Origin of the sequence: Amycolatopsis acidicola, assembly GCF_007713735.2 — a bacterium.
Classification (GTDB): domain Bacteria; phylum Actinomycetota; class Actinomycetes; order Mycobacteriales; family Pseudonocardiaceae; genus Amycolatopsis_E; species Amycolatopsis_E acidicola.
On sequence record NZ_VMNW02000026.1, the window covers coordinates 71,424 to 94,082 of the forward strand.

Sequence of the window (22,659 nt, forward strand, 5' to 3'; positions counted from 1 at the left end):
GGCCGTTACTGATCCGACCACAGCCGTGGCGGAACTTCTCGCGCCGAGCAAGTCGGCTGCGGATCCGCCCGCTTCCGGTCGGGTCATAACGGCGGGCGCGGTGGGCCGCCACTCCGCACGCGGGTCGCGGAGCGCGCCGAGCAAGTCGGCGGCGGCTGCACCTCCACCCACCTCCAGCCGGTCAGGCACGGCAGGCCGCGACCCGCGCGCGGCTCACACAGCACGCCGAGCAACTCGGCCACGGCTGCACACCCACCCACTTCCAGCCGGATCAGGCACGCCGGGCACGGCAGACCGCGACCCGCGCGCGGCTCACACAGCACGCCGAGCAACTCGGCCACGGCTGCACACCCACCCACTTCCAGCCGGATCAGGCACGCCGGGCACGGCAGGCCGCGACCCGCGCGCGGCTCACACAGCACGCCGAGCAACTCGGCCGCGCCCACCTCCACCCACCTCGGGCCGGATCAGGCACGCCGGGCGCGGTGGGCCGCGACTCGCGCGCGGGTCGCGCAGCGGGCCGAGCAGTACTGCTTCCGCTCACCGCGCCCGGTGTCCACAAAGGACTTCCCGCAGGCGCAGATTCCGCCCGGCGGCCGCTGTTTCTCGGCGAGGCGGAACGCGAGCGCCAGGCACGACGACGTCACCAGCCACTCCCCCCACGGCGCGTCGTCGCTGCTGTCCACATGCAGGTGCCAGGCGAAAGTGCCGTCGTGCGTGGTGAGCCGCGGCGGCCGGGCGTGCTCGGCCAGCGCCGCGTTGAGCGCCGCCGCGGCCTCGTCCACCGTTCCCGCCGCGAAGATCGCGCGTAGCACCTCCGCGGCCGCACGGAGGTCGGCCAGATCGTCCACCGCCAGCTCGATCGGCTCCGGTTCGCCGTGCGCGCGCAGCACTTCCCGCACCTGGCCTGCCGTCGCCGGCCCGGGAACCAGCACGTTCACCAGGTCCGCCGCTCGCCGCACCGGATCGGTCACCCCGGCAGTGTAACGTCTTTCTCATGCTAAGCCGTTACCTGGCGGGGGCCACGGCGGCGCGTACTGGGGATGAGATGTCCGGGCCCGCACTCCTGCTGCTCGGGCTGGCCGCCACGGGCTCACCCGTCACGGCGTCCGCGCTGCTGGCCGGGCTCACCGCGTCCTCGGCCATCGGCGGCCCGGTGTTCGGCACTGTGCTGGATCGCAGCCGCCGTCCCGGCAGGCTGCTCGCGGTCACGCTCGCCGCGTACGCCTTGGGGTTGAGCGCGATCGTGGCCACGCTCGGGCACGTGCCGACAGCCGCGGTGGTGGCGCTGGCCGTACTCACCGGCCTGTTCAACCCCGCCATCGCCGGGGGCTGGACGGCGCAGCTTCCGCACGGCCGCGACCTTTCTCGCACCACGGCGCTGGACGCGCTCACCTACAGTTTCGCCAGCCTCACCGGTCCGGCGTTCGCCGCGCTGATCGCGGGCTGGCTCGGCGCGGGCACCGCGCTGGCCACCGCCGTGGGCCTTGTCGTCCTCGCTCTGCCGTCCGCGTGGTCGCTCCCGGCCGGAACCCCGCATACCGGGAAAACCTCGTGGACAGCCGGATTCACGGCGATTTTCGCGCATCGCCCGCTGCTGCGCGCCACCGTCGCGTCGACGGTTTCCTACGTCGGCGTCGGCATGTTCGTCGTGTGCCTGCCGTTGATCGGCGAACAACGGTTCGGCGCCGCCACCCTCGGTACGCTCCTGCTCACCGTCGTCGCGGTCGCTTCGCTGCTGGCGAACGGCTTTCTGGCGCGGAAACCGTGGCCGTGGCGGCCGGACACCTTGCTGCTCTGCAGCACTTTCGTGCTCGCCGCGAGCTACGCGCTGGCCGCGCTGCCCGGGCCCGCCATCGTGTTCGCCGCCGCGCTGAGCGGAATCGGCGAAGGCCCGCAACTCGTCGCGCTGATGGGGATCCGCCACCGCGAAGCGCCCACGGCACTGCGTGGTCGCGTGTTCACGACCGGTGCCAGCCTGAAGGTGACCGGGTTCGCGCTCGGTTCGGCGCTCGCCGGTCCACTGGCCGGGCACTCGGTGACGATGTGCCTCTGGGTCGCGGCGGCGATCGGACTGGTGGCGGGAGCTTCGGGCCTGGCGCTCAGAACGCCATCGCCTGCGCGCGCCGCTTGACCTCCGTGCCATGGTTGGTCCGCAGCGCGTTGACCGGCGTGGTGCCGGGCAGCGACTCGTCCTCGGTGTAGAGCCACCGCAACATCTCGGTGCGGCCGAAGCCCGCGTCGGACAGCACTGTCAGCAGGCCCGCGAGGCCTTTCACCGGGGCGCCGTCCGCGAGGAAGTCCGCGGGCACCAACAGATCGCCGTCGCGGCGGACCGCGATCAGCTGTCCGTCACGCAGCAGCTGACGCACCTTGTTCTCCGACAGCCCGAGAGCGTTGCTCACCTCCGCCAGGCGCAGCAGTTCGACCTCGGGGCCCAGCACGTCATCAGCGACAGGAATCGCACTCACAGTTGACACTGTGCCACACGGGGCATCACCGAGGGCAATATCGCTCCAACGGCGTAACGAAACCTCAACAGCGCGAACAAGTCGATCATGGGTATCGGTCACGGGGGTGGCGCAAGTCCGTACGATCGCCTCCGTGACAACCACCGACACCGGTCTGGCCGGAACGCTCCTGGAGCGGCGTTACCGGGTCGACACGCCCATCGCGCGAGGCGGCATGTCCTCGGTGTACCGGGGCGCCGACACACGGCTGGACCGTCCCGTCGCGATCAAGATCATGGACCCGCGCTTCGCCGACGACCGTTCCTTCGTCGAGCGGTTCGAGCGGGAGGCCCGGTCGGCGGCCAAACTGCACCACCCGAACGTGGTCACCGTGCACGACCAGGGCGTCGACGGCCCGCACGTCTTCCTCGTGATGGAGCTCGTCGACGGCGGCACGCTGCGCGACCTGCTCGACGACCGCGGCGCGCTCGACGTCGCGCTGGCGCTGTCGGTGACCGAGCAGATGCTGGCCGCGCTCGCCGCCGCGCACGCCGCCGGCCTCGTGCATCGCGACGTCAAACCGGAGAACGTGCTGATCGGGCGCACCGGCACCCCGCCGACCGGGGTGGTCAAGGTCGCCGACTTCGGCCTCGTCCGCGCGGTCGCCAGCTCCGGCACGACCAGCTCCAGCATCATCCTCGGCACCGTCGCGTACCTCTCTCCGGAGCAGGTCACCACGGGTCTCGCCGAAGAACGCGGCGATGTCTACTCCGCCGGGATCGTGCTGTACGAGATGCTCACCGGCCGCGTGCCCTACACCGGCGACACCGCGATTTCCGTGGCGTACCGGCACGTGAACGACGACGTGCCCGCGCCGAGCGCGGTCAACCCGCAGGTGCCCGCGGCATTGGACGATCTCGTGCTGCGCGCCACCCGGCGTGACCCGGAGGCCCGCCCCGCCGACGCGGCCGCGTTCCTGCGCGAGCTGCGCCAGATCCGCGCCTCGCTGGGGCTCGGCCCGGTCGCCATCCCGGTCCCGCCGGGCAAGGACGATCAGGTTCCGGATGCGGAAAAAACGATCCCGGCTTTCTCCGCGGTCGGCCCTACTTCTCCGGTTTCCGGTCCGCGCGGCACGCGCGCGATGCTGCGCCCCGATGCCACGCGCGTCACCGGGATGGGCCAGGTGCCGCCGCCGGTTCCGCCATCCGCAGCACCCGCGGAGCCCCCGCCGGAGCGCGACCGCAACCGGAAAATCGCCCTGTGGTCCATCGCCGCGGTGGTGCTCGTCGCGATCATCGGCGGCGGGCTCTGGTGGTTCACCACGGGCGAACCGGCGTCCCGCACGGCAGCGGTCCCGCAGGTTTCCGGAATGGATCAGGCGACGGCGACGGAAACGTTGCGCACCAACGGGTTCACCGCGAAGGTCACCCAGCAGCGGAACAACACGGTGGCCGCCGGGCTCGCCGTGCGCACCGATCCGGCGGGTGGTTCGACGGCGCTGAAGGGCTCCGAGGTGACGCTGGTGATCTCCTCCGGCAAGCCGACGGTGCCCGATATTTCCTCGGACACTTCCTTGCAGCAGGCGGAAACCGCGATCATCGCGGCCCAGCTGGTGCCCGCGCACGACGCCAATGCCGACCAGTACAGCACCAGCGTACCGAGCGGGAACGTCGTCTCCGTGAATCCCCAACCGGGCACCCAGCTCGACGTGAACGCCACGGTGACGATCATCGTGTCCAAGGGCCCGCCGCCGCAGCCGATCCCCGACGTCACCGGGATGTCACACGACCAGGCGTTCCAGACCCTGCAGGCGGCCGGCTTCCAGCCGTTCGACGCCGGCGCCGAGTTCTCCGAGAAGGTTTCGGCGGGCAACGTGACGCGCACGGATCCGAAGGCCGGCGCGAACCCGAGCTCCGGCACGCAGGTCGGTGTGTTCGTTTCCAACTCGGTCGAGGTCCCGTCGGTCATCGGCCACACGATCCAGGACGCGGTCCAGACGTTGCAGGCGGCCGGACTCCAGGTGGAGGGCAAGGCGCGCGGCAACGGCAACGGCAACAACGGGTTCGGTCTGGTCATCCAGCAGGACCCGGAACCGGGCAAGCTCGTGAAGAAGGGCAGCAAGGTAAACCTGAAAACATTTCCGTAATCGCGGGGAAATGGTCGCCGAGCCGAACCTTTCACCGGAACAGAATTGTCTACTATGGACAGTGGTACCTCCTTTCGAGTGAAGGAGGATCCTGTTAGCGCCTGCGAAACACAGCGACTACGCTCTCGTCATGTCTGTGCGCTCCAGTAGTAGCCAACTCCATTCCTGAATCCCCCACAGAAGGGTCGACTATGGCTGGCCGCCAACTCAGCGGGCTCGATGTCGCTTTCCTGTGTCTCGAGGGGGAATCCACCCCCATGCACATGGGAGCGGTGGTGATCTTCGACCCGGGTGAACCGGTGGACCCGGAGAAGATCGCGAAACTGCTCGCGGAACGGGCGACAAGGATTCCCCGGTTGCGGCAACGGGTCAGCCCGGGTCTGCTGCCGGGCGCGGCGAACTGGACCGACGATCCGTTGTTCGACCCGCACGAGCACATCGACACCTGCGAACTGCACGAGTTCTACGAGGAGGACCCGCTCGCCGCGCACGCGGCCGAGTGGATCGAGCAGCCGCTGGACCTCGCCCGCCCGTTGTGGCAGGTGCGCGTGGTCAACGGCTTGCCGGGCAACAGGTTCGCCCTGCTGCTCAAACTGCACCACGCGTTCACCGACGGGGCCGGCGCGTTCGCCGTCGCCGCCGGGCTCATCGACGAGCTGCCCATCACCAAGGCGCTGCTGAACAAGACGGAAACGCCGCCGCGGCCCCGTTCTCCGCTGACGTTGCTGAAGGAAACCCTCAGCGACGGGAAACAGACGGCGGGTATCGCCACCTCGATTCTGCGCGCGGCGCGGCCGTACCCGTTTTCCCCGTTGTCCGCACCGAGTTCCACCAGCAGGCGGCTCGGGTTCGTCCGCCTGGAGGAAACGGAGCTGCGTCAGGTCCGCGCGGCGCACGGCGGTACGACGAACGACGTGATCCTCGCCGTGCTGGCCGGCGCGTTGCGGCAGTGGATGGTCAACCGCGGGCAGCGTGTCGACGGCAAGCGGCTGCGCGCGCTCATCCCGGTGAGCACCCGCGCCAGGGAAAGCGGTGGCGCGAACCGGCTTTCCGGGTATCTGTGCGAACTCCCGGTGCACATCGACGATCCCGTGGAGCGGCTGCGCGCGGTGCGGCGGGAGATGAACCGCCACAAGGCCGTGGGCACGCAGGCCGGCGCGGGCGCGGTGCCGGTGCTCGCGGACAGGATGCCGCCGCCGCTGCACAAGCTGGCCACGCGTGCCGCCGGGCAGGCGTCCGGACTGTTGTTCGACACGGTGATCACCAACGTGCCACTGCCCAAACTCGACCTCACCCTCGACGGCGCGCCCTTGCGTGAGGTGTACCCCCTGGTGCCGCTGGCCCCGCGGAACGCGCTGGGCATCGCGGCCGCCGTCTTCCACGACGGTGTCCACATCGGACTCCAGGCGAACGGCGCCGCGGTGCCGGACACGGGTTCCCTGCGTGATGCCGTGCTGAAGTCGGCCGCTGCTCTATACGAGCGGTCTGTCTAACTCATCGTGGTGTGCATACGTCATGATTGATCCATGCCGGTCCCCACAGCTGCGTGGCTGCCCCATGCGACGAGAAGCGCGATCATCGTGCCCGTGCCGGACGCGGAACAAACCGTTGCCTGGCACCGGCGCGGGCTGAACACGCCGGGCACGTCACTGGTGCCCGCGCACGTGACCGTGCTGTACCCCTTCGTGCATCCGCGGCAGATCCGCGCCGGCACCCTCAGCGCGCTCGAAGCGGCGCTGGCGGGCATCGGCGCGTTCGACTGCGTGTTCTCGCAGGTCAAGTGGTTCGGTGAAGAGGTACTGTGGCTGGAACCCAAGCCGGATGAGCACTTCCGGTCGCTGACCCGCGAGGTGTGCAAGCGCTTTCCCGCGCTGCGGCCGTATGCCGGGGAGCATCCGGACACGGTGCCACATCTGACCGTCGCGGACAGTCGCACCGGGAACGCGGAGAGCAAACGCCGCGTGGCCGAAGACATCGCGGGCGCGCTGCCGATCCACGCCCGGATCGACACCGTCCGCCTGGTAGCAGGCCAGGACGAGCATGGCCCCTGGCACCCAGTGGCGGAGTTCTCACTGGGCGGTTGAGCCGCCCCCGCACACACGTTGGCCGCCCCCGCACGCGAGTTGGCCACTCCCGCACGCATGTTGGCCACCCCCGCACGCGAGTTGGCCGCCCCCGCACGCATGTTGGCCCCCCGTTCACGAGTTGGCCGCCCGCGGGCGGATCGGCCACGCCCGTAGGTCTGGTGCCCATTCCCGTGGCGAGTTGGCCGCCCGCGGGGACGCAAACACACCAACGCGAGCAGCCAACACACCACCGCGAGCAGCCAACACACCACCGCGAGCAGCCAACACACCGACGCGAGCAGCCAACACACCGACGCGAGCAGCCAACGCACCAACGGGAGCGGCCAACACGGCCGGGGGGCGCGGCGAAGCCGCGTGGAGGGCGCCGAAAGCTCAGCCGCGCAGCATTTCCGCTACCAGGAAGGCCAACTCCAGGCTCTGCTGTGTGTTCAGCCTGGGGTCGCAAGCCGTCTCGTAGCGGCCGGACAGGTCGCCGTCCGAAATTTCTTGCGCGCCGCCGAGGCATTCGGTCACGTCTTCACCCGTCAGCTCCACGTGGATGCCGCCGGGGTAGCTCCCCACCTTGTGGTGCACCTCGAAGAAACCCTGCACCTCGTCGATGATCCGGTCGAAGTGCCGCGTCTTGTACCCGGTGGACGACTCGTGTGTGTTGCCGTGCATCGGATCGCACTGCCAGATCACCTTGTGCCCGGTGGCTTCGACCGCCTCGACGATCGCCGGGAGCACGTCGCGCACCTTGCCGTTGCCCATCCGCGAGATCAGCGTCAGACGGCCGGGCTCGTTCTTCGGGTCGAGCCGGCGCACGTACTCGGCGGCCTGTTCGGGCGTGGTGGTCGGGCCGATCTTCACGCCGATCGGGTTCGCCAGCAGCTCGGCCAGCGCGATGTGTGCGCCGTCCAGCTGGCGGGTGCGCTCCCCGATCCACAGGAAGTGCGAGGAAAGGTTGTACAGCTTGGGATTCGCCGCATCCGCGTTGTCCAGCCGCAGCAAAGCCCGCTCGTAGTCGAGCAGCAACGCCTCGTGGCTGGCGAAGATCTCGGTGGACTGCAGCGAGGCGTCGGTGACGCCACAAGCCGACATGAACCGCAGACCACGGTCGATTTCGCCCGCCAGCGCCTCGTACCGCTCGCCCGCGGCCGAGGTGCGCACGAAGTCCTTGTTCCAGTCGTGCACCTGCGCCAGCGACGCCATCCCGGCGCCGGTGAGCGCGCGCACCAGGTTCATCGCCGCGCCGGCGTTCGCGTACGCGCGGATCATCCGGCCCGGGTCCGGCACCCGCAGCTCGGGCTTCGCGACGAGCGAGTTCACGATGTCGCCCCGGTACACCGGCAGGCCGAGCGCGTCGGTGGCGTTCGAGCGCGGCTTGGCGTACTGCCCGGCGATGCGGCCGACCTTCACGACCGGCAGGCTCGCCCCGTACGTGAGCACGACGGCCATCTGCAGCAGCGTGCGCAGGTTGGCGCGAATGTGGGGCTCGGTGTTGGACTCGAACGTCTCCGCGCAGTCACCGCCCTGGAGCAGGAACGCCTCCCCGCGCGCGACCATCGCCAGGCGCTCGCGCAGCCTGTCGATCTCCAGCGGCACGGTGATCGGCGGGACGCTCTCCAGCACCCCGCGTACCCGGCGGGTGGCGTCCGGGTCCGGCCACTCCGGCTGCTGCGCGGCCGGGCGGGCCAGCGCCTCGTCCAGCCGTTCCCGCAGCTCAGGAGGCAGCGGGGGGAGTTCCGGGAGGGTGTCGATGGGAACGTCCACAGTCCAGTTCACGGACCCCAGCGTATCGGGCGCCGCCTGAGCCGCTTGTGGACGGGCACGGCGACGAGCCGCGCCCGTCCCCAGTCAGCGCTGCCCGGAGCTCACCGGGTCACGCGGTTCGGCCGGGGCCTTCGCGCGGTCGCCGTGCCCTGGCCACCACGCGGCGCGGCCGATGAGCGCGGTGAGGCTCGGCACGAAGAACATCGCCATCACGAACGCCGCCACCAGGATGCCGAAGGCGAGCGCGAAGCCCATTTCGGCGAGCAGCGAGTTCCCGGCCAGCATCAGCGCGCCCAGCGAACCGGCGAGGATCACCCCGGCCGCGGCGATCGTCGGCCCGGTGTGCCGGACGGCGAGCGCGGCCGCCTCACGGGGCGGCTTGCCCTCCTTCGCCTCTTCTCGCAGCCGCGCCATCATCAGGATGTTGTAGTCGGTGCCCAGCGCCACCACGAACATGTAGATGATCAGCGGGATCATGAAGATCAGCCCCGACTCGCCGACGATGCCCTGGAACAGCCAGGTGGTCGCGCCGAGCGTGGCCGCGAACCCGAGGCCCACCGAGGCCATCACGTACCACGGCGAGACCACGCTGCGCAGCAGCAGCCCGAGCACCAGCATGATCAGCACGGCGGCCACCGGGAACACCACGCGGTAGTCGCGGTTCATGGTGTCCTGGATGTCCACATACACCGCCGTCACACCGCCGACAAGCGCCTTGGCGCCGGGCGGCGCGGCAGCGTGCGCGGTGTCCCGCAACGGGCCGCCCACGGTGTCGATGGCCGCATCGGAGGCCGGATCATCGGCCAGCACCACGGAGTAGTTGGCGACGGAACGCGGCCCGTTCAGCTGCGGCTCGCCGACCTGGCCGACGCCGTGCACGCCGGCGATCTTCGCCCGGAACTCGTCGAGCTGGGCCTGTGTGAACGCCGTGCCGTTTTCACTCTGCAGGTACACGTTCGTGGGCGAGGTCGCGCCCGCGGGCAGGCTCTTCTCCAGCGCCTTCATGGTCACCTGCGACTCGGCCGTGTCCGGCATCGAACCCGAGGACAGGTCGAAGGTCGGGTTGAAGCTGAAGACCCCCAGCGCCAGCGCCACCATCACCACGCCGGACACCCCGGCGAAGATCGCCGGACGGCGCCCGACCGCACGCCCCACCGCGCCGAACCGGGCGGCCCGAGGCTCGCGCTGCCACGCCTTCGACGGCCAGAACACCTTGGTACCCAAGAGAGAAACCACCGCGGGCACCAGCGTGAGCCCGGCCAGCAGGGTGACCGCGACGGCGATCGCCAGCGAGGGCCCCATCGAGCGGAAGAACCCGAACAACGACAACGCCATCGTCAGGAACGCGATGATCACCACCGCCGCCGCGGACGTGATCGCCTCCCCGACCCGGCTCACCGCGGTCACCATCGCCTGTTTCGGTGCGTCCCCGGCGCGGAGTCGTTCCCGGTACCGGAACATCAGGAACAGGATGTAGTCGGTGCCGACGCCGAACAGGACCACGATCAGGATCGAGGAGATCGACGAGTCCGCCTGCATCCCGAAAAGTTTGACCACCCAGGAGATCAGCCCGCTGGCGATCTGCGAGACGATGCCGATGAGCACGATCGGCAGCAGCGCGATGATCGGACTTCGGAAGATCACCAGCAGCAGCACGAGGATCAGCAGCACCGTCGCGATCCCGACGATGCCCGTGGAGTTGCTCGACGCCTCCTGTGAATCCAGTTGCTGCGCAACGGTTCCCGTCGTGCCGGCCTTGAGGTCCGTACCCGAGACGGCCGCCTGCAGCTCGGTGCGGAACGCCTTCGCCGAAGACGTCAGCTCCTGGGAGTTCGCCCCGGACAGCTGCGGCATCTTCACCGCGGAGATCGCCACGGGCGCGCCCGTGGCGGCCTGCGGCGGCACGATCGCCTCGATGTCCTTGAGGTGCTTGCCACTCAGCTCGGTGACGACCTGGGCCACCTTGTCGGAATCGGCCTTGTTCAGCGCGGCGCCGTCCGCGCGCTGGAACACCACGATCATCGACGGGGTGAACGCGGACGGGAAAGCCTGCTGCCCCAGCGTCGACGCCTGGATGGACTCGTAATCCCTGGGCAGGGCGTCACTTTCGTCCGTACTCGTCGGCAGCGCGGGCGCGGTCGAGATGACGACCACCGCGAGCAGTGCCCAGGCCGCGATCACCCACCACGGCCGGTGCACGACGAATCGGCCCAGCCTGGCGAAGACGCCGTGTTCTCGCGTTCCCCCTGTTTTCCCCGCCACGGAAACCATGTCCACCCCTGTCAGCCCCGGTAAAGCACCGGCTTTACCCGATGCTGGCGCCAGTAAACCGAGAAGGGGCCACCCGTGCCACGAGTTTGCCGTCACTCCTGAGGATTCGCTGAGAGCCCATGGGGCGCACGAAAAAAGCGGCCCGGCCCGGCGCCATTGCCGGACCGGGCCGCAGGCCCGGGTGGGTTACACGACCGCCAGCGGCAGGGCCGTGGGGTGCACCGGCGCCGGCAGGTCCGAGGCACCGGTGAGGTAGGCGTCGACCGCGTTGGCCACCGAGCGGCCCTCCGCGATCGCCCACACCACAAGGGAAGCACCGCGATGCGCGTCGCCACAGACGAAGACGCCCGGCGCCGCCGTCTGCCAGTCCGCGCCGCAGCCGATCCGGCCCTGCCTGGTCAGCTCGATGTCCAGATCGTCGAGGAGCCGCATGTGCTCCACGCCCTCGAAACCGATCGCCAGCAGCACCAGATCCGCCGGGATCTCCTCGACCTCTTCCGACAGCGGCACCACTTCACGCACGCCCGTCTCCGGGTTGCGCGAGACACGCACCTTCTGCAGCTCCACCGAGCGCACGTGGCCCTCGTCGTCCCCGACGAACCGCTTCACCGCGACGCCGAAGACACGCTCGCCGCCCTCGTCGTGGGCCGGGTACGTGCGCAGGATGTACGGCCACGTCGGCCACGGAGACCGGTCATCGTCCCTTGTGGACGGTGGCATCGGGTACTGGTCGAGCTGCGTGACCGAAAGCGCGCCCTGGCGGGTGGCCGTGCCGTAGCAGTCGGCGCCTGTGTCCCCGCCGCCGATCACGAGGACGTGCTTGCCCTCCGCGGTGATCTCCGGCGGGCCGTCGCCCTCGACCTTCCGGTTCGCCTGCACGAGGTGCTCCATCGCGAGGTGCACGCCCCGCAGCTCACGGCCCGGGGTGACCTTGTCGTCCCGGCCGCGCAGCGCGCCGACCGCGAGCACCACGGCGTCGTACGTCGCGCGCAGCTCTTCCACCGTCAGGTCCACGCCGACCTCGCAGCCGGTGACGAACTGGGTGCCTTCCTTGCGCAGCTGGGCCAGCCGCCGGTCCAGGTGGCGCTTCTCCATCTTGAACGACGGGATGCCGTAGCGGAGCAGCCCGCCCAGCCTGTCGTCCCGCTCGAAGACGGTGACCTCGTGGCCGGCGCGCGTCAGCTGCTGCGCCGCCGCCAGCCCGGCCGGACCGGAACCGACGACCGCCACCCGCTGCCCGGAAGCGACCTCCGAAGCCTGCGCCTCGACGAGCCCCATTTCCCAGGACTGGTCGGCGATCGTGGCCTCGACCCGCTTGATCGCGACCGGCCCGCCGGACTCCGGCGAGATCGACAGCACGCAGCCCGCCTCGCACGGCGCGGGGCACAACTTCCCGGTGAACTCCGGGAAGTTGTTGGTGGCGTGCAGCCTGTCGCTCGCCGCGGCCCAATGACCCTGGCGCACCAGGTCGTTCCACTCCGGGATCAGGTTGCCCAGCGGGCAGCCCGAAGCACCGGAGTGGCAGAACGGGATACCGCAGTCCATGCACCGGCTCGCCTGGGTGCGCACTTCCTTGTTGCGCTCCTCGGCACCGAGGTCGGCATACACCTCGCGCCAGTCGTGCACCCGCTCCTCGCGCGCGCGCTTCTTCGGCTCCTCGCGCTCGAACTTCATGAAGCCCGTCGGGTCAGCCACGGGCCACCTCCATGATCGCCTCGTCCACGTCGCGCCCGGAGGCCTTGGCCGCCTTGGCCGCCGCCAGCACCCGCGCGTAGTCGCGCGGCATCACCTTGGTGAACGAGGCGGAGCGGCGGGGCCAGTCGCCCAGCAGCGACGCGGCCACGGCCGAGCCGGTCAGCTCCCGGTGGCGCGTAACGATTTCCTTGAGCCAGGACAGGTCCTCCGGCTCGGGTGCCAGCAGATCGACCATCTCGTCGTTGACCCGCGCGCGGTCGAGGTCGAGGACGTAGCCGATGCCGCCGGACATCCCGGCGGCCACGTTGCGGCCGGTCGGGCCGAGCACCACGGCACGGCCACCGGTCATGTACTCGAAGGCGTGGTCGCCCGCCCCTTCGCAGACTAGGACCGCGCCGGAGTTGCGCACGGCGAACCGCTCGCCGACCTGCCCGCGCAGGAACATCTCGCCCGAGGTGGCGCCGTAGGCGAGCGTGTTGCCCGCGATCACCTGGCGCTCCGCGGCGAACGTCGCCTTCTCGTCCGGGCGGACGATCACGCGGCCGCCGGAAAGGCCCTTGCCGACGTAGTCGTTCGCGTCGCCGACCATCTCCAGCGTGATGCCGCGCGGCAGGAAGGCGCCCAGCGACTGCCCGGCCGAACCGGTCAGCTTCACGTGGATCGTGCCGTCCGGCAGCCCTTCGCCGCCGTAGCGGCGGGTGATCTCCGAACCCAGCAGCGTGCCGACGGTGCGGTTCACGTTGCGCACCGGCAGCTCGATGTTGACGTGGTGCGCGTCCTCCAGCGCCGCCTCGGCGAGCTGGATGAGCGTGCGGTCCAGCGCGTGCTCGAGCCCGTGGTCCTGCTCGCGGATCTTGCGCCGCGAGCCGCCGTAGGGAGTGTCCGTCGGCATCTCGAAGATCGGCGCCAGGTCGAGGCCCTTGGCCTTCCAGTGGTCGACCGCTTCGTCCACGTCGAGCGCGTCGGCCCGGCCGATCGCCTCGTCCAGCGTGCGGAAGCCCAGCGCGGCAAGGGTTTCCCGCACTTCCTGCGCCACGAACCGGAAGTAGTTCACGACGTGGTCGGCCTGCCCGGTGTAGCGCTTGCGCAGCTCCGGGCTCTGGGTGGCGACGCCGACCGGACAGGTGTCCAGGTGACAGACGCGCATCATCACGCAACCGGCCACGATCAGCGGCGCGGTGGCGAAGCCGTACTCCTCGGCGCCGAGCAGCGCGGCGACCACCACGTCCCGCCCGGTCTTCATCGCGCCGTCCACCTGCACGGTGATCCGGTCGCGCAACCCGTTGAGCATCAGCGTCTGCTGCGTCTCGGCGAGGCCGATCTCCCACGGCGTGCCCGCGTGCTTCAGCGAGTTCAGCGGCGAAGCACCGGTGCCACCGTCGTGCCCCGAAATCAGCACCACGTCGGCGTGCGCCTTGGACACGCCAGCCGCGACCGTGCCGACGCCCAGCGAGCTGACCAGCTTCACGTGGACCCGGGCCTTTTCGTTGGCGTTCTTCAGGTCGTGGATCAGCTGGGCCAGATCCTCGATCGAGTAGATGTCGTGGTGCGGCGGCGGCGAGATCAGCCCGACGCCCGGCGTGGAGTGCCGGGTGCGCGCGATCCACGGGTACACCTTGTTCGGCGGGAGCTGGCCGCCCTCGCCGGGCTTCGCGCCCTGCGCCATCTTGATCTGGATGTCGTCGGCGTTGACCAGGTACTCGCTCGTCACCCCGAACCGGCCACTCGCCACCTGCTTGATGGCGCTGCGGCGCTCCGGGTCGTACAGGCGCTCGGCGTCTTCGCCGCCCTCACCGGTGTTGGAGCGGCCGCCGATGCGGTTCATCGCGATCGCCAGCGTCTGGTGCGCCTCCATCGAAATGGAGCCGTACGACATCGCACCGGTGTTGAACCGCTTGCAGATCGACTCGATCGACTCGACCTCGTCGATCGGCACCGGCTCGCGCTCGCCTTCCTTGAACTTGAACATGCCGCGCAGCGCGCCACCCTCGCGGGCGAGGCGGTGCACTTCGTCGGTGTAGGCCCGGTACGCCTCGTCACGACGGGTCTTCGACGCGTGCTGCAGCAGGAACACCGTCTCCGGGGTGAACAGGTGCAGCTCGCCCTCACGGCGGTACGCGTACTCGCCGCCCGTGTCGAGCCTGCGGTGCACGCGGTCGGTCGGGTTGTCCGGGTACGCGCGGCGATGCCGGACCGCGACCTCTTCGGCGAGCACGTCGAGCCCGACGCCGCCGAGCTTGGAGGTGGTGCCGGTGAAGTACTCGTCGAGCAGTTCCTGTGACAGGCCAAAGGATTCGAAGACCTGTGCCGCGGTGTACGCGCTCACCGTGGAGATGCCCATCTTGGACATGATCTTCTGCACGCCCTTGACCAGCGCCTTGACGTAGTTGCGCACGGCCTGGCGCGGCTCGATCCCGGTGAGCGTGCCCTGGTTGATCATGTCTTCGATGGTTTCGAAGGCCAGGTACGGGTTCACCGCCGCGGCGCCGTAGCCGAGCAGCAGCGCGATGTGGTGCACCTCGCGCGCGTCCCCGGTCTCCACGACCAGCGCGACCCGCAGCCTTTCCTTGGTGCGCACCAGATGGTGGTGCACCGCGGACACCAGCAGCAGCGACGGGATCGGCGCCATCCGGTGGTCGGAGTCGCGGTCGGAGAGCACCAGCGTGCGCGCGCCCGCCGCGATCGCCTCGGACGCCTCGCGGCGCACCCGCTCGATCGCCTCGTGCAGCGCCTGCCCGCCACCGTCCACTTCGAACAGTCCGGACAGGACGGTGCAGGCGAAACCGGGCAGGTCGCCGTCGTCGTTGATGTGGATGAGCTTGGCCAGCTCGTCGTTGTCGATCACCGGGTACGGCAGCTGGATGTGCCGGCAGGAGGCCGGGCCGGGGTCGAGCAGGTTGCGCTCGGGGCCCATGATCCGGCTCATCGACGTGACCAGCTCTTCGCGGATCGCGTCCAGCGGCGGGTTGGTGACCTGCGCGAAGCCCTGCTTGAAGTAGTCGTAGAGCTGGCGGGAACGCTGCGACAGCACGGCGGGCGGGGTGTCCGTGCCCATCGAGCCGATCGGCTCCGCGCCCTTGGCCGCCATCGGCGCGAGCAGGATCTTCAGCTCCTCTTCGCTGTAGCCGAAGGAAAGCTGACGGCGGAGCACCGAATCATGGCTCTGCGTAACGTGATCACGGTCGCGCAGGTCGGCCAGCTGCAGCAGGCCGGCGTGCACCCATTCGCCGTACGGGCGTTTGCGGGCGAGCGCCGTCTTGACCTCGTTGTCGTCGACGAGCCGCCCGGCTTCGGTGTCCACGAGGAACATGCGGCCCGGCTTGAGCCGCCCCTTCGCGACGACCTCCTCCGGCGGCACGTCCAGCACGCCGGCCTCGCTGGCCAGCACGACGCGGCCGTCCGCGGTCTGCCACCAGCGCGCGGGGCGCAGGCCGTTGCGGTCGAGCACCGCGCCGACGAGCGTGCCGTCGGTGAACGTCACGCAGGCCGGGCCGTCCCACGGCTCCATCAGGTTCGTGTGGAACTGGTAGAAGGCGCGAAGTTCAGCGGACATCGCGCCCCCGGTCCGATCGTCGTCTCCGACGACGGCGTTCTCCCACGCCTCCGGGATCATCATCAGCACCGCGTGCGGCAGGCTGCGCCCGCCGAGGTGCAGCAGCTCCAGCACCTCGTCGAAGGAAGCGGAGTCCGACGCGTCGGGCGAGCAGATCGGGTACAGCCGCGACAGGTCGCCCGGGATCTCGTCCGACTCCAGCAGCGCCTCGCGCGCCCGCATGCGGTTGCGGTTGCCGCGGACGGTGTTGATCTCGCCGTTGTGCGCGACGAACCGGAACGGGTGCGCCAGCGGCCACGACGGGAAGGTGTTGGTGGAGAAGCGGGAGTGCACCAGCGCGATCGCGCTCGTCAGCCGCTCGTCACGCAGGTCGGGGAAGAACGCCGGCAGCTGCTCGGGCGTGACCATTCCCTTGTAGACGAACGTGCGCGAGGACAGCGAAGGGAAGTACGTGCCGCACTCGGCCGCCTCGGTGTCGTGCTCCGCGCGCTTGCGCAGGCAGAAGGCGAGCCTGTCCAGCGCGATGCCGGACGGGCGCACGCCGTCGGCGTCCGGTTTGCCCGCCACGAACAGCATCGCGAAATGCGGCATCACCGAACGCGCCGTCGGCCCGATGTCGGCCCGGTCGGCGTCGGTGGGCACCTCGCGCCAGCCCAGCACGTCGAGGCTTTCCTCCTCGGCGAGCCGTTCGATGAGCGCCACGGCCTTCAGCCGCTGCTCGTCGTCGACCGGCAGGAAGGCGATTCCCGCCGCGTAGCGCTGCGCGCCGGAAGAGTCCGGTGTGGGCAGTGCGAAGTGGGTTTCGGCCCGCAGCAACGTATCCGGCAGCTGCAGGAGGATGCCGGCACCGTCGCCGGAGGTCGGCTCGGCACCCGCCGCGCCGCGGTGGTCGAGGTTGGTCAGCGCCGTCAGTCCATCGGTGATGATCCGGTGTGAACGTCGCCCGCTGATGTCGGCCACCATGGCGACACCACAGGAATCCTGTTCGGTGGCGGGGTCGTACAGACCCTGCTTGCCTGGATTGGCGGAGAAGATCATGCGGGGACCTCCTTCGTCGTCGTCGTGCTCAGTTCGGAAAGTTCCCCCGGTTTGCTGTGCTCGGGACGACGATGGCCCGCTGATTAGCGCGACCTTAACACCCAGGAAACACAACGGCACCCTCTCGCAGTGTGGATTTTCTCATCGAGGAGGTAACGATCTGGCTGCGGCGAACGACATCGTTCTTGATGGGCTGAAGAGCCTCGCTGAGCTCCAGTGTAGCCCGCGCGCGAATCTTTCCAAGATTACGCGAACGGCGCCCCGAAGGGCCAGATCCGCCGGTGGTAGCGTTCCTCACGCTGGTCAGCGGCCTGCTGACCAGGGATGTGTACGGCAGCGAAACCGGTGCGAACCCGGTGCTGTGCCGCAACTGTGATGGGCCGGTCACGCTCGGTCGGCCCGAGCCAGGTCGCCTGCCGTGCCCGCCCGACGCCATCCACCTCCGGTACAGAGGTGCGGCGTGACCGCGGAACGGCACGACGCGCCACCGGCCGAACCCTCAGAGGTCGCCATGTCGCGCAGGTTCCCACTCCTGCTGCTGTCGCTGCTGCTCGTACTCACGGGTTGCGCCTCGCACCCGAAGGACGAGGACTCCTTGGCGAAACCGGACACCGAGGCCACGTTCCCGGTGACCATCGGTTCGGTCACGATCGACCGGCAGCCCACGCGGATCGTCTCCCTGTCACCGTCCGCGACCGAGACGCTCTTCGCCGTGGGCGCCGGGCCGCAGGTCGTCGCGGTGGACTCGCTTTCGGACTATCCGAACGAGGCGCCGCATACGTCGTTGTCCTCGCTGAGCCCGGATCCGGAGGCCATCGCGGGCTACCACCCGGACCTCGTGATCGTCAGCGCCGACAGCACCGGACTCGCCGCCGCGCTGGCGAAAACCGGCACCAAGACCCTGGTGATGCCCGCGGCCGCGAACCTCGACCAGGCGTACGACCAGTTCGTCCAGCTCGGCCGCGCGACCGGGCATCAGGCCGAAGGCGAGAGTCTCGCCGAGCAGACCCGTTCGGACATCGACAAAATCGTCGCCGGCACCCCGAAGCCCGCGAAGCCGCTGTCCTACTACTACGAGCTGGACCAGACGTACTACAGCGTCACCTCCGCCACGTTCATCGGCGGCGTGCTCGGCCGGTTCGGGCTGACGAACATCGCCGACGACGGCGATCCGTCGAACTCCGGCGGATACCCGCAGCTGTCTGCAGAACGCATTTTGCAGGCTGATCCATCGCTGGTGTTCCTGGCGGATTCCCGGTGCTGCGGGCAAAACGCGCAGACGCTCGCCGCCCGTCCGGGATGGAACACGCTGACCGCCGTCAAGGAAGGCCACATCTTCACGCTGGACGACGACATCGCGTCGCGCTGGAGCCCGCGCATCGTGGACCTCGTGCGCGCGGTGTCGGACGCCGTCACGCGCGCCGAGCACTGAAATCGTGAACACCACCCGGCTGCGGCCGAGGACCGTCGCGCTCGCACTGCTCGTGCTCCTCGTGGTGCTGGTGGTCGCCGTGCTCGTCGGCGCGGGCGACCTCGGGTGGCAGCGCGTGCTCGGCGAGATCTGGGCGGAGGTCACCGGCGGCCGGTCCCCGCTGTCCGAACGGGAGGCCGCGATCGTCTGGCAGCTGCGCGTGCCGCGGGTGCTGCTGGCCGGTCTCGTCGGCGCGGCACTCGCCATGTCCGGCGCCACTTTCCAAGGCGTGTTCCGGAATCCGCTCGCGGACCCGTATCTCCTCGGCGCCGCCGCGGGCGCGGGGATGGCGGCGACGATCGTCGTCGTGTTCACCCCGCACGCGGGCGGGTGGGTGCCGGTGGCCGCGTTCTTCGGGGCGCTGGGCGGCGTCGGGCTCAGCTGGCTCCTCGGCCGTTCCTCGGGCGGCACCGGGACGGCCACGCTGTTGCTCGCCGGGGTGGCCGTCGGCTCGTTCCTGTCCGCGGTGCAAACGTTCGCGCAGCAGCTGAACACCGAGACGATCAAACAGGTCTACACGTGGATGCTCGGCGGGCTGAACGTGAGCGGCTGGCGCGAAGTGCTGATCGCGTTGCCCTACATCGCCGTCGCCGCGGTGATCTTGTGCGTCTCCGGGCGGCTGCTCGACGTGCTTTCCCTCGGTGACGCCGAAGCCGCGTCGCTCGGCATCCGGCCGGGACGGGTGCGGCTGGTGCTTCTCGCGGCTGCCTCTCTCGCCACGGCCGCGGCGGTGTCGGTCAGCGGGCTGATCGGGTTCGTCGGCATCGTCGTGCCGCATCTCGTCCGGATGCTCGCCGGCGCGAGCTACCGCGTGGTGCTGCCGCTGTCTTTGGTGACAGGAGCCGCTTTCCTGATCGTGGCGGACCAGATCGCGCGCACGATCATGCCCGGCGAACTCCCGCTGGGCGTGGTCACCGCGTTCGCCGGGGCGCCTTTCTTCGTGGTGGTGCTGCGTTCTTCGCGGGGGAAGCTGTCATGACATCGTTGCGGTTGCGGAACGTGCAGGCAGGCTACGGCGGCCGTCCGGTGATGCGCGACGTGAGCGTGGACGTGCCTGCCGGAAGCTGGCTGGCGATCGTCGGCCCGAACGGCGCGGGAAAGTCCACGCTGCTCAAGACCATGGCCGGGTTGCTGCCCGGCGAAGGCGAGCTGCTCGTCGACACGCATCCGGTGAGTTCGTTGTCCCGCAAGGAAAAGGCGCGCCTGATCGGTTACGCGCCGCAGGATCCGGCCCTGCCGCCGGGGCTCACGGTGACCGACTATGCGTTGCTCGGCCGCACTCCACATCTCGGCCTGCTGTCCCGCGAAGGCGCCGCCGATCTGTCCATTGTGGAGGATGTACTCGGCAGGCTGGATCTCGGCGCGCTCGCCGGGCGGCGGCTGAGCACGCTTTCCGGCGGTGAACGCCAGCGCGCGGTGCTGGCCAGGGTGCTCGCGCAACGCGCCGGGTTGCTGCTGCTCGACGAACCCACCACGGGCCTGGACCTCGGGCACGCGCAGGCACTGCTCGAACTGATCGACAGGCTGCGACGCGAAGACGGCACGACGGTGGTGTCCACTTTGCACGATCTGACTTTCGCCGCGCAGTACGCCGATCATGTTCTCCTGCTGTCGGGCGGAGAAGTGGTCGCGGCGGGCACGCCGGGTGAAGTGCTGACGGTTCCCGCCTTGTCCCACCATTACGGTGCGAATGCAAACGTGATCGTCACCGAGCACGGCGAGCTGGTCATCGCGCCCGTGCGACCGAAATAGACGTTCCGGACTTTCCGGGTTTTGCGGGAAACCGCGTACGCCAGGGGACGCGGTGAATTATTCTCCTCGGCACAACGACAAACGGAAACTTCTGTTGGGGGGACTCGTGGACTTCCACGTCGACCCGGACGCGGTGGCGGGCTACGCCGAAACGCTGGACGGGCTCAACTCCGCGATCGACGCGATCAACGAGTACATGCACACGTACGGGTTGGACAAGTCCGGGTTCACCGGGTTGTTCATCGTTCTCCAGCCGGTGGTGGACCTCGTGGGTTCGCTCTTCGGGGAGACGCTGAGTTTCGGCAGGCAGCGGCTCGCGTCGCTGGTGGACGGCGTGAAGGAGACCGCCGAGGCGTACCAGAACATCGACGAGCAGGCGGCGAAGGCACTGCAGGACCTCCTCCGCGAGCTGCAGGACGAGAACGTCCCCGTCATCAACTGACCGAAGCCGAAACGGAACCCACGCGATGGCACGCACGCACCACACCCCCAGCCACAGCACGCCGAGTCACAGCACGCCCAGTCACAACACCCCGAGCCACACCACTCCCACGCACCAAACGCCGACGCACCAAACGCCGACGACGCAGACCCCCACCACCCACAACCCGACATACCCGGGCCAGCAGACCCAGCCGAGCCAGACGCAGCCGGGTCACACGCAGCCGGGCCAGACCGGGAACCAGCGCGGCGACACCGGTGACGACACCGGCAACCGCCCCAACCGCACCGACGACGAGGGCACCACGCGCCCGTCTTCGGAAGAGGGCGAAGGCGGCGAGGAGCCACGTCGGTCCTCTTCGGACAGTGACGAGTCCGGCTCGGAAGAAGGCGGCTCCGGCGAACGCAGCTCGGGCGAAGGTGGCGAAGGCGAAAGCGGCTCCGGCGAGAGCAGCGAGGGCGAAGGCGGAGACGCCGGCGAAGACGAAGGCGGCGAAGAAGAGGGCGGCGGCGAAGGCGGGGACGAGGGCGGCGAGTTCGAGCCGACCACCCCGAGCGGCCAGCTCTCCGACGGCTCCGAAATCTCCGACGTGCTGGAGCCGCCGGAGCCCAGTAACGGGGACGACGTCAAGCAGCTGGTGGAGGACGCCGGCATCGAGGTCATGGCGGTGGACTGGGTGTTCCAGCACATCGCGGGCCAGAGCCTCGTCGACATGGTGATCAAGCCGATCACCGGTGACTTCAGCAAGATGCGGCAGAACGGCGACGCCTGGGAGACCATCGGCGACGCGATGAAGCAGTTCTCCGCGACCATGTCCGGCAACGCGGACATCATCACCCAGGACGACTGGCACGGCCCGTCCGCGCTGGCGCACAAGGCCTACGTGGACATCGGCTGGAAGGCAGGGCTGGCCGTCGAGGGCCAGGTCGCGAAGCTCATCGCCAAGGGTTTCTTCGCGGTGGCCGACGGTTCCGAGAAGCTCGCCGCGGAAGCGTTGAAACTACTGAAGAAACTGATCGACAAGCTCATCGAGATCGCCGCCAAGGCGTGCATCCCGGTGGCGGGCTGGGCCGCCGAGGCCACCACGATCATCGACGCGCTCGACATCGCGAACCAGATCTTCTCGATCATCGAGATGATCAAGGACATCGTGGAGAAGGTGCAGTCGATGTGGCAGTCCATCCAGGACATCGGCTCACAGCTGGCGAAGATCAAGGACATCCAGAGCATCGGCGACGTGGTCGACATCGGCAAGAACATCAAGGGCGACGTCAGCGACATCTCCTCCGACGCCAAGGACGTGGCGGGCGACGCGCGCGACATCGGCTCGACGGCCAAGGACATCGGCAAGACCGCGTCCGGTTCCGGCGAGGAAGGCGGCGAGGCGGAGTCCTCGCCGAGCCGCAGCCGGTCGCAGACCTCCGCCCCCGCCAGCACCTGATCGCCCGGAAGTACGTGGAGTAGCCACTCATGACCCAGCCAGACCTGGACTCCTGGAAGCCGCCCGCACTGCGCGAAGCCGAGGCGCAGCTCGACGAGACGATGTCGAAGGCGCGCGACCTGATCAAGAAGACCGAGGAGAAGCTCAAGCAGATCCCGGACGTCGACAACACCGCGAAGCCGGAGGACATCGCCCGGATCAAGGCGGCGGCCGAGCGGCCGGACGCCCCCGCCGCGATGCGCGAGCTGAAGAAGAAGGTGGACGCGGGCGAGCTGTCCTGGAAGGACGTGCTCGAAGGCAAGGCGCTCAAGGACCCGGCGGTCCAGGAGGCCATGCGCGCCCGCCTCGGCGAGATGCGCGAGATCTACCAGGAAGCCGAAGAAGGCGCCACGCTCGAGGAAATCCTCGAAGCGCGCGGCGTCACCGGAAGCGTTTTCAACGGGGGCGGCCCCACCCGCGCGCAGGCGGCCCCGCCGCCGGCGCAGCAGAGCGAGGACGACTACTTCTCGGGCAACAACGTCCTGTCGTCCCGGCAGCCCCCGCCACCACCCCCGCAGCAGC

The 22,659-nt window shown here is 69.5% G+C and carries 15 protein-coding genes and 1 pseudogene; 10 read left to right on the forward strand and 6 right to left on the reverse strand.

All coding sequences use genetic code 11. From position 1 onward, the window contains the following. Positions 1-467: 467 nt before the first annotated feature. Complete coding sequence (locus FPZ12_RS19065; RefSeq protein WP_144752701.1) at positions 468-974, reverse strand: CGNR zinc finger domain-containing protein; 507 nt, start codon at positions 972-974, stop codon at positions 468-470. Between the two features lie 74 nt (positions 975-1,048). Between FPZ12_RS19065 and FPZ12_RS19070 the strand changes: the two genes are divergently transcribed. Beyond that, positions 1,049-2,134: an MFS transporter gene (locus FPZ12_RS19070; RefSeq protein WP_243769911.1), complete on the forward strand. Its 1,086-nt coding sequence runs from the start codon at positions 1,049-1,051 to the stop codon at positions 2,132-2,134. Here the strand turns inward: FPZ12_RS19070 and FPZ12_RS19075 are convergent. Continuing rightward, positions 2,103-2,471 (reverse strand): Rv2175c family DNA-binding protein, encoded by a 369-nt coding sequence (locus FPZ12_RS19075; RefSeq protein ID WP_144752696.1) that lies wholly within the window; start codon positions 2,469-2,471, stop codon positions 2,103-2,105. The genes FPZ12_RS19070 and FPZ12_RS19075 overlap by 32 nt on opposite strands. Before the next feature lie 133 nt (positions 2,472-2,604). Here FPZ12_RS19075 and pknB point away from each other — a divergent pair, with 133 nt between their 5' ends. From pknB to FPZ12_RS19090, 3 genes are all read left to right on the forward strand, one after another. Then, the gene (gene pknB, locus FPZ12_RS19080; protein ID WP_144752693.1) at positions 2,605-4,596 is read left to right on the forward strand and encodes a Stk1 family PASTA domain-containing Ser/Thr kinase; all 1,992 of its coding nucleotides are present in this window, start codon (positions 2,605-2,607) and stop codon (positions 4,594-4,596) included. A 191-nt stretch (positions 4,597-4,787) separates the two neighbouring features. Further along, positions 4,788-6,089 carry a wax ester/triacylglycerol synthase family O-acyltransferase gene (locus FPZ12_RS19085; protein WP_144752690.1) on the forward strand — a complete coding sequence of 434 codons (1,302 nt, stop codon included), beginning with the start codon at positions 4,788-4,790 and terminating at the stop codon, positions 6,087-6,089. A gap of 33 nt (positions 6,090-6,122) precedes the next feature. Continuing rightward, positions 6,123-6,680: a 2'-5' RNA ligase family protein gene (locus FPZ12_RS19090; protein ID WP_144752687.1), complete on the forward strand. Its 558-nt coding sequence runs from the start codon at positions 6,123-6,125 to the stop codon at positions 6,678-6,680. Between the two features lie 375 nt (positions 6,681-7,055). Here the strand turns inward: FPZ12_RS19090 and FPZ12_RS19095 are convergent, their stop codons facing one another. The 4 genes from FPZ12_RS19095 to gltB all read right to left on the reverse strand — a co-directional run bounded on the left by FPZ12_RS19095 (position 7,056) and on the right by gltB (position 16,992). Then, complete coding sequence (locus FPZ12_RS19095) at positions 7,056-8,447, reverse strand: class II 3-deoxy-7-phosphoheptulonate synthase (RefSeq protein ID WP_166462819.1); 1,392 nt, start codon at positions 8,445-8,447, stop codon at positions 7,056-7,058. Positions 8,448-8,519: 72 nt separating this feature from the next. Beyond that, on the reverse strand, positions 8,520-10,706 hold the full coding sequence (locus FPZ12_RS19100) for an MMPL family transporter (RefSeq protein WP_144752683.1): 2,187 nt from the start codon (positions 10,704-10,706) through the stop codon (positions 8,520-8,522). A 186-nt stretch (positions 10,707-10,892) separates the two neighbouring features. After that, positions 10,893-12,401, reverse strand: coding sequence for a glutamate synthase subunit beta (locus tag FPZ12_RS19105; RefSeq protein WP_144752680.1), 1,509 nt, complete (start codon positions 12,399-12,401; stop codon positions 10,893-10,895). After that, on the reverse strand, positions 12,394-16,992 hold the full coding sequence (gene gltB, locus FPZ12_RS19110; protein ID WP_144752677.1) for a glutamate synthase large subunit: 4,599 nt from the start codon (positions 16,990-16,992) through the stop codon (positions 12,394-12,396). The genes FPZ12_RS19105 and gltB overlap by 8 nt, the downstream gene beginning before the upstream one ends. A 460-nt stretch (positions 16,993-17,452) precedes the next feature. Here gltB and FPZ12_RS19115 point away from each other — a divergent pair, with 460 nt between their 5' ends. The 6 genes and pseudogenes from FPZ12_RS19115 to FPZ12_RS19140 all read left to right on the forward strand — a co-directional run. Further along, positions 17,453-18,424, forward strand: coding sequence for an ABC transporter substrate-binding protein (locus tag FPZ12_RS19115; RefSeq protein ID WP_424923619.1), 972 nt, complete (start codon positions 17,453-17,455; stop codon positions 18,422-18,424). Positions 18,425-18,428: 4 nt separating this feature from the next. Continuing rightward, positions 18,429-19,442 carry a FecCD family ABC transporter permease gene (locus FPZ12_RS19120; protein ID WP_424923620.1) on the forward strand — a complete coding sequence of 338 codons (1,014 nt, stop codon included), beginning with the start codon at positions 18,429-18,431 and terminating at the stop codon, positions 19,440-19,442. After that, positions 19,439-20,215: an ABC transporter ATP-binding protein gene (locus tag FPZ12_RS19125; protein ID WP_144752671.1), complete on the forward strand. Its 777-nt coding sequence runs from the start codon at positions 19,439-19,441 to the stop codon at positions 20,213-20,215. Before FPZ12_RS19120 ends, FPZ12_RS19125 begins: the two co-directional genes overlap by 4 nt. A gap of 94 nt (positions 20,216-20,309) precedes the next feature. Further along, entirely contained in the window at positions 20,310-20,657 is a 348-nt protein-coding gene (locus FPZ12_RS19130; protein ID WP_243769912.1) for a hypothetical protein, read from the forward strand. Between the two features lie 25 nt (positions 20,658-20,682). After that, positions 20,683-22,098: a hypothetical protein gene (locus tag FPZ12_RS19135; protein ID WP_144752668.1), complete on the forward strand. Its 1,416-nt coding sequence runs from the start codon at positions 20,683-20,685 to the stop codon at positions 22,096-22,098. A gap of 29 nt (positions 22,099-22,127) precedes the next feature. Continuing rightward, positions 22,128-22,659, forward strand: a pseudogene (locus FPZ12_RS19140) (hypothetical protein); the annotation flags it as partial.

Excerpts from the sequence above, each read along its gene's own strand:
- FPZ12_RS19090 (WP_144752687.1), top strand. The coding sequence starts at position 6,123 with ATGCCGGTCCCCACAGCTGCGTGGCTGCCCCATGCGACGAGAAGCGCG.
- FPZ12_RS19100 (WP_144752683.1), bottom strand. The coding sequence starts at position 10,706 with ATGGTTTCCGTGGCGGGGAAAACAGGGGGAACGCGAGAACACGGCGTC.
- FPZ12_RS19085 (WP_144752690.1), top strand. The coding sequence starts at position 4,788 with ATGGCTGGCCGCCAACTCAGCGGGCTCGATGTCGCTTTCCTGTGTCTC.
- FPZ12_RS19125 (WP_144752671.1), top strand. The coding sequence starts at position 19,439 with ATGACATCGTTGCGGTTGCGGAACGTGCAGGCAGGCTACGGCGGCCGT.
- FPZ12_RS19135 (WP_144752668.1), top strand. The coding sequence starts at position 20,683 with ATGGCACGCACGCACCACACCCCCAGCCACAGCACGCCGAGTCACAGC.
- FPZ12_RS19070 (WP_243769911.1), top strand. The coding sequence starts at position 1,049 with ATGTCCGGGCCCGCACTCCTGCTGCTCGGGCTGGCCGCCACGGGCTCA.
- gltB (WP_144752677.1), bottom strand. The coding sequence starts at position 16,992 with ATGATCTTCTCCGCCAATCCAGGCAAGCAGGGTCTGTACGACCCCGCC.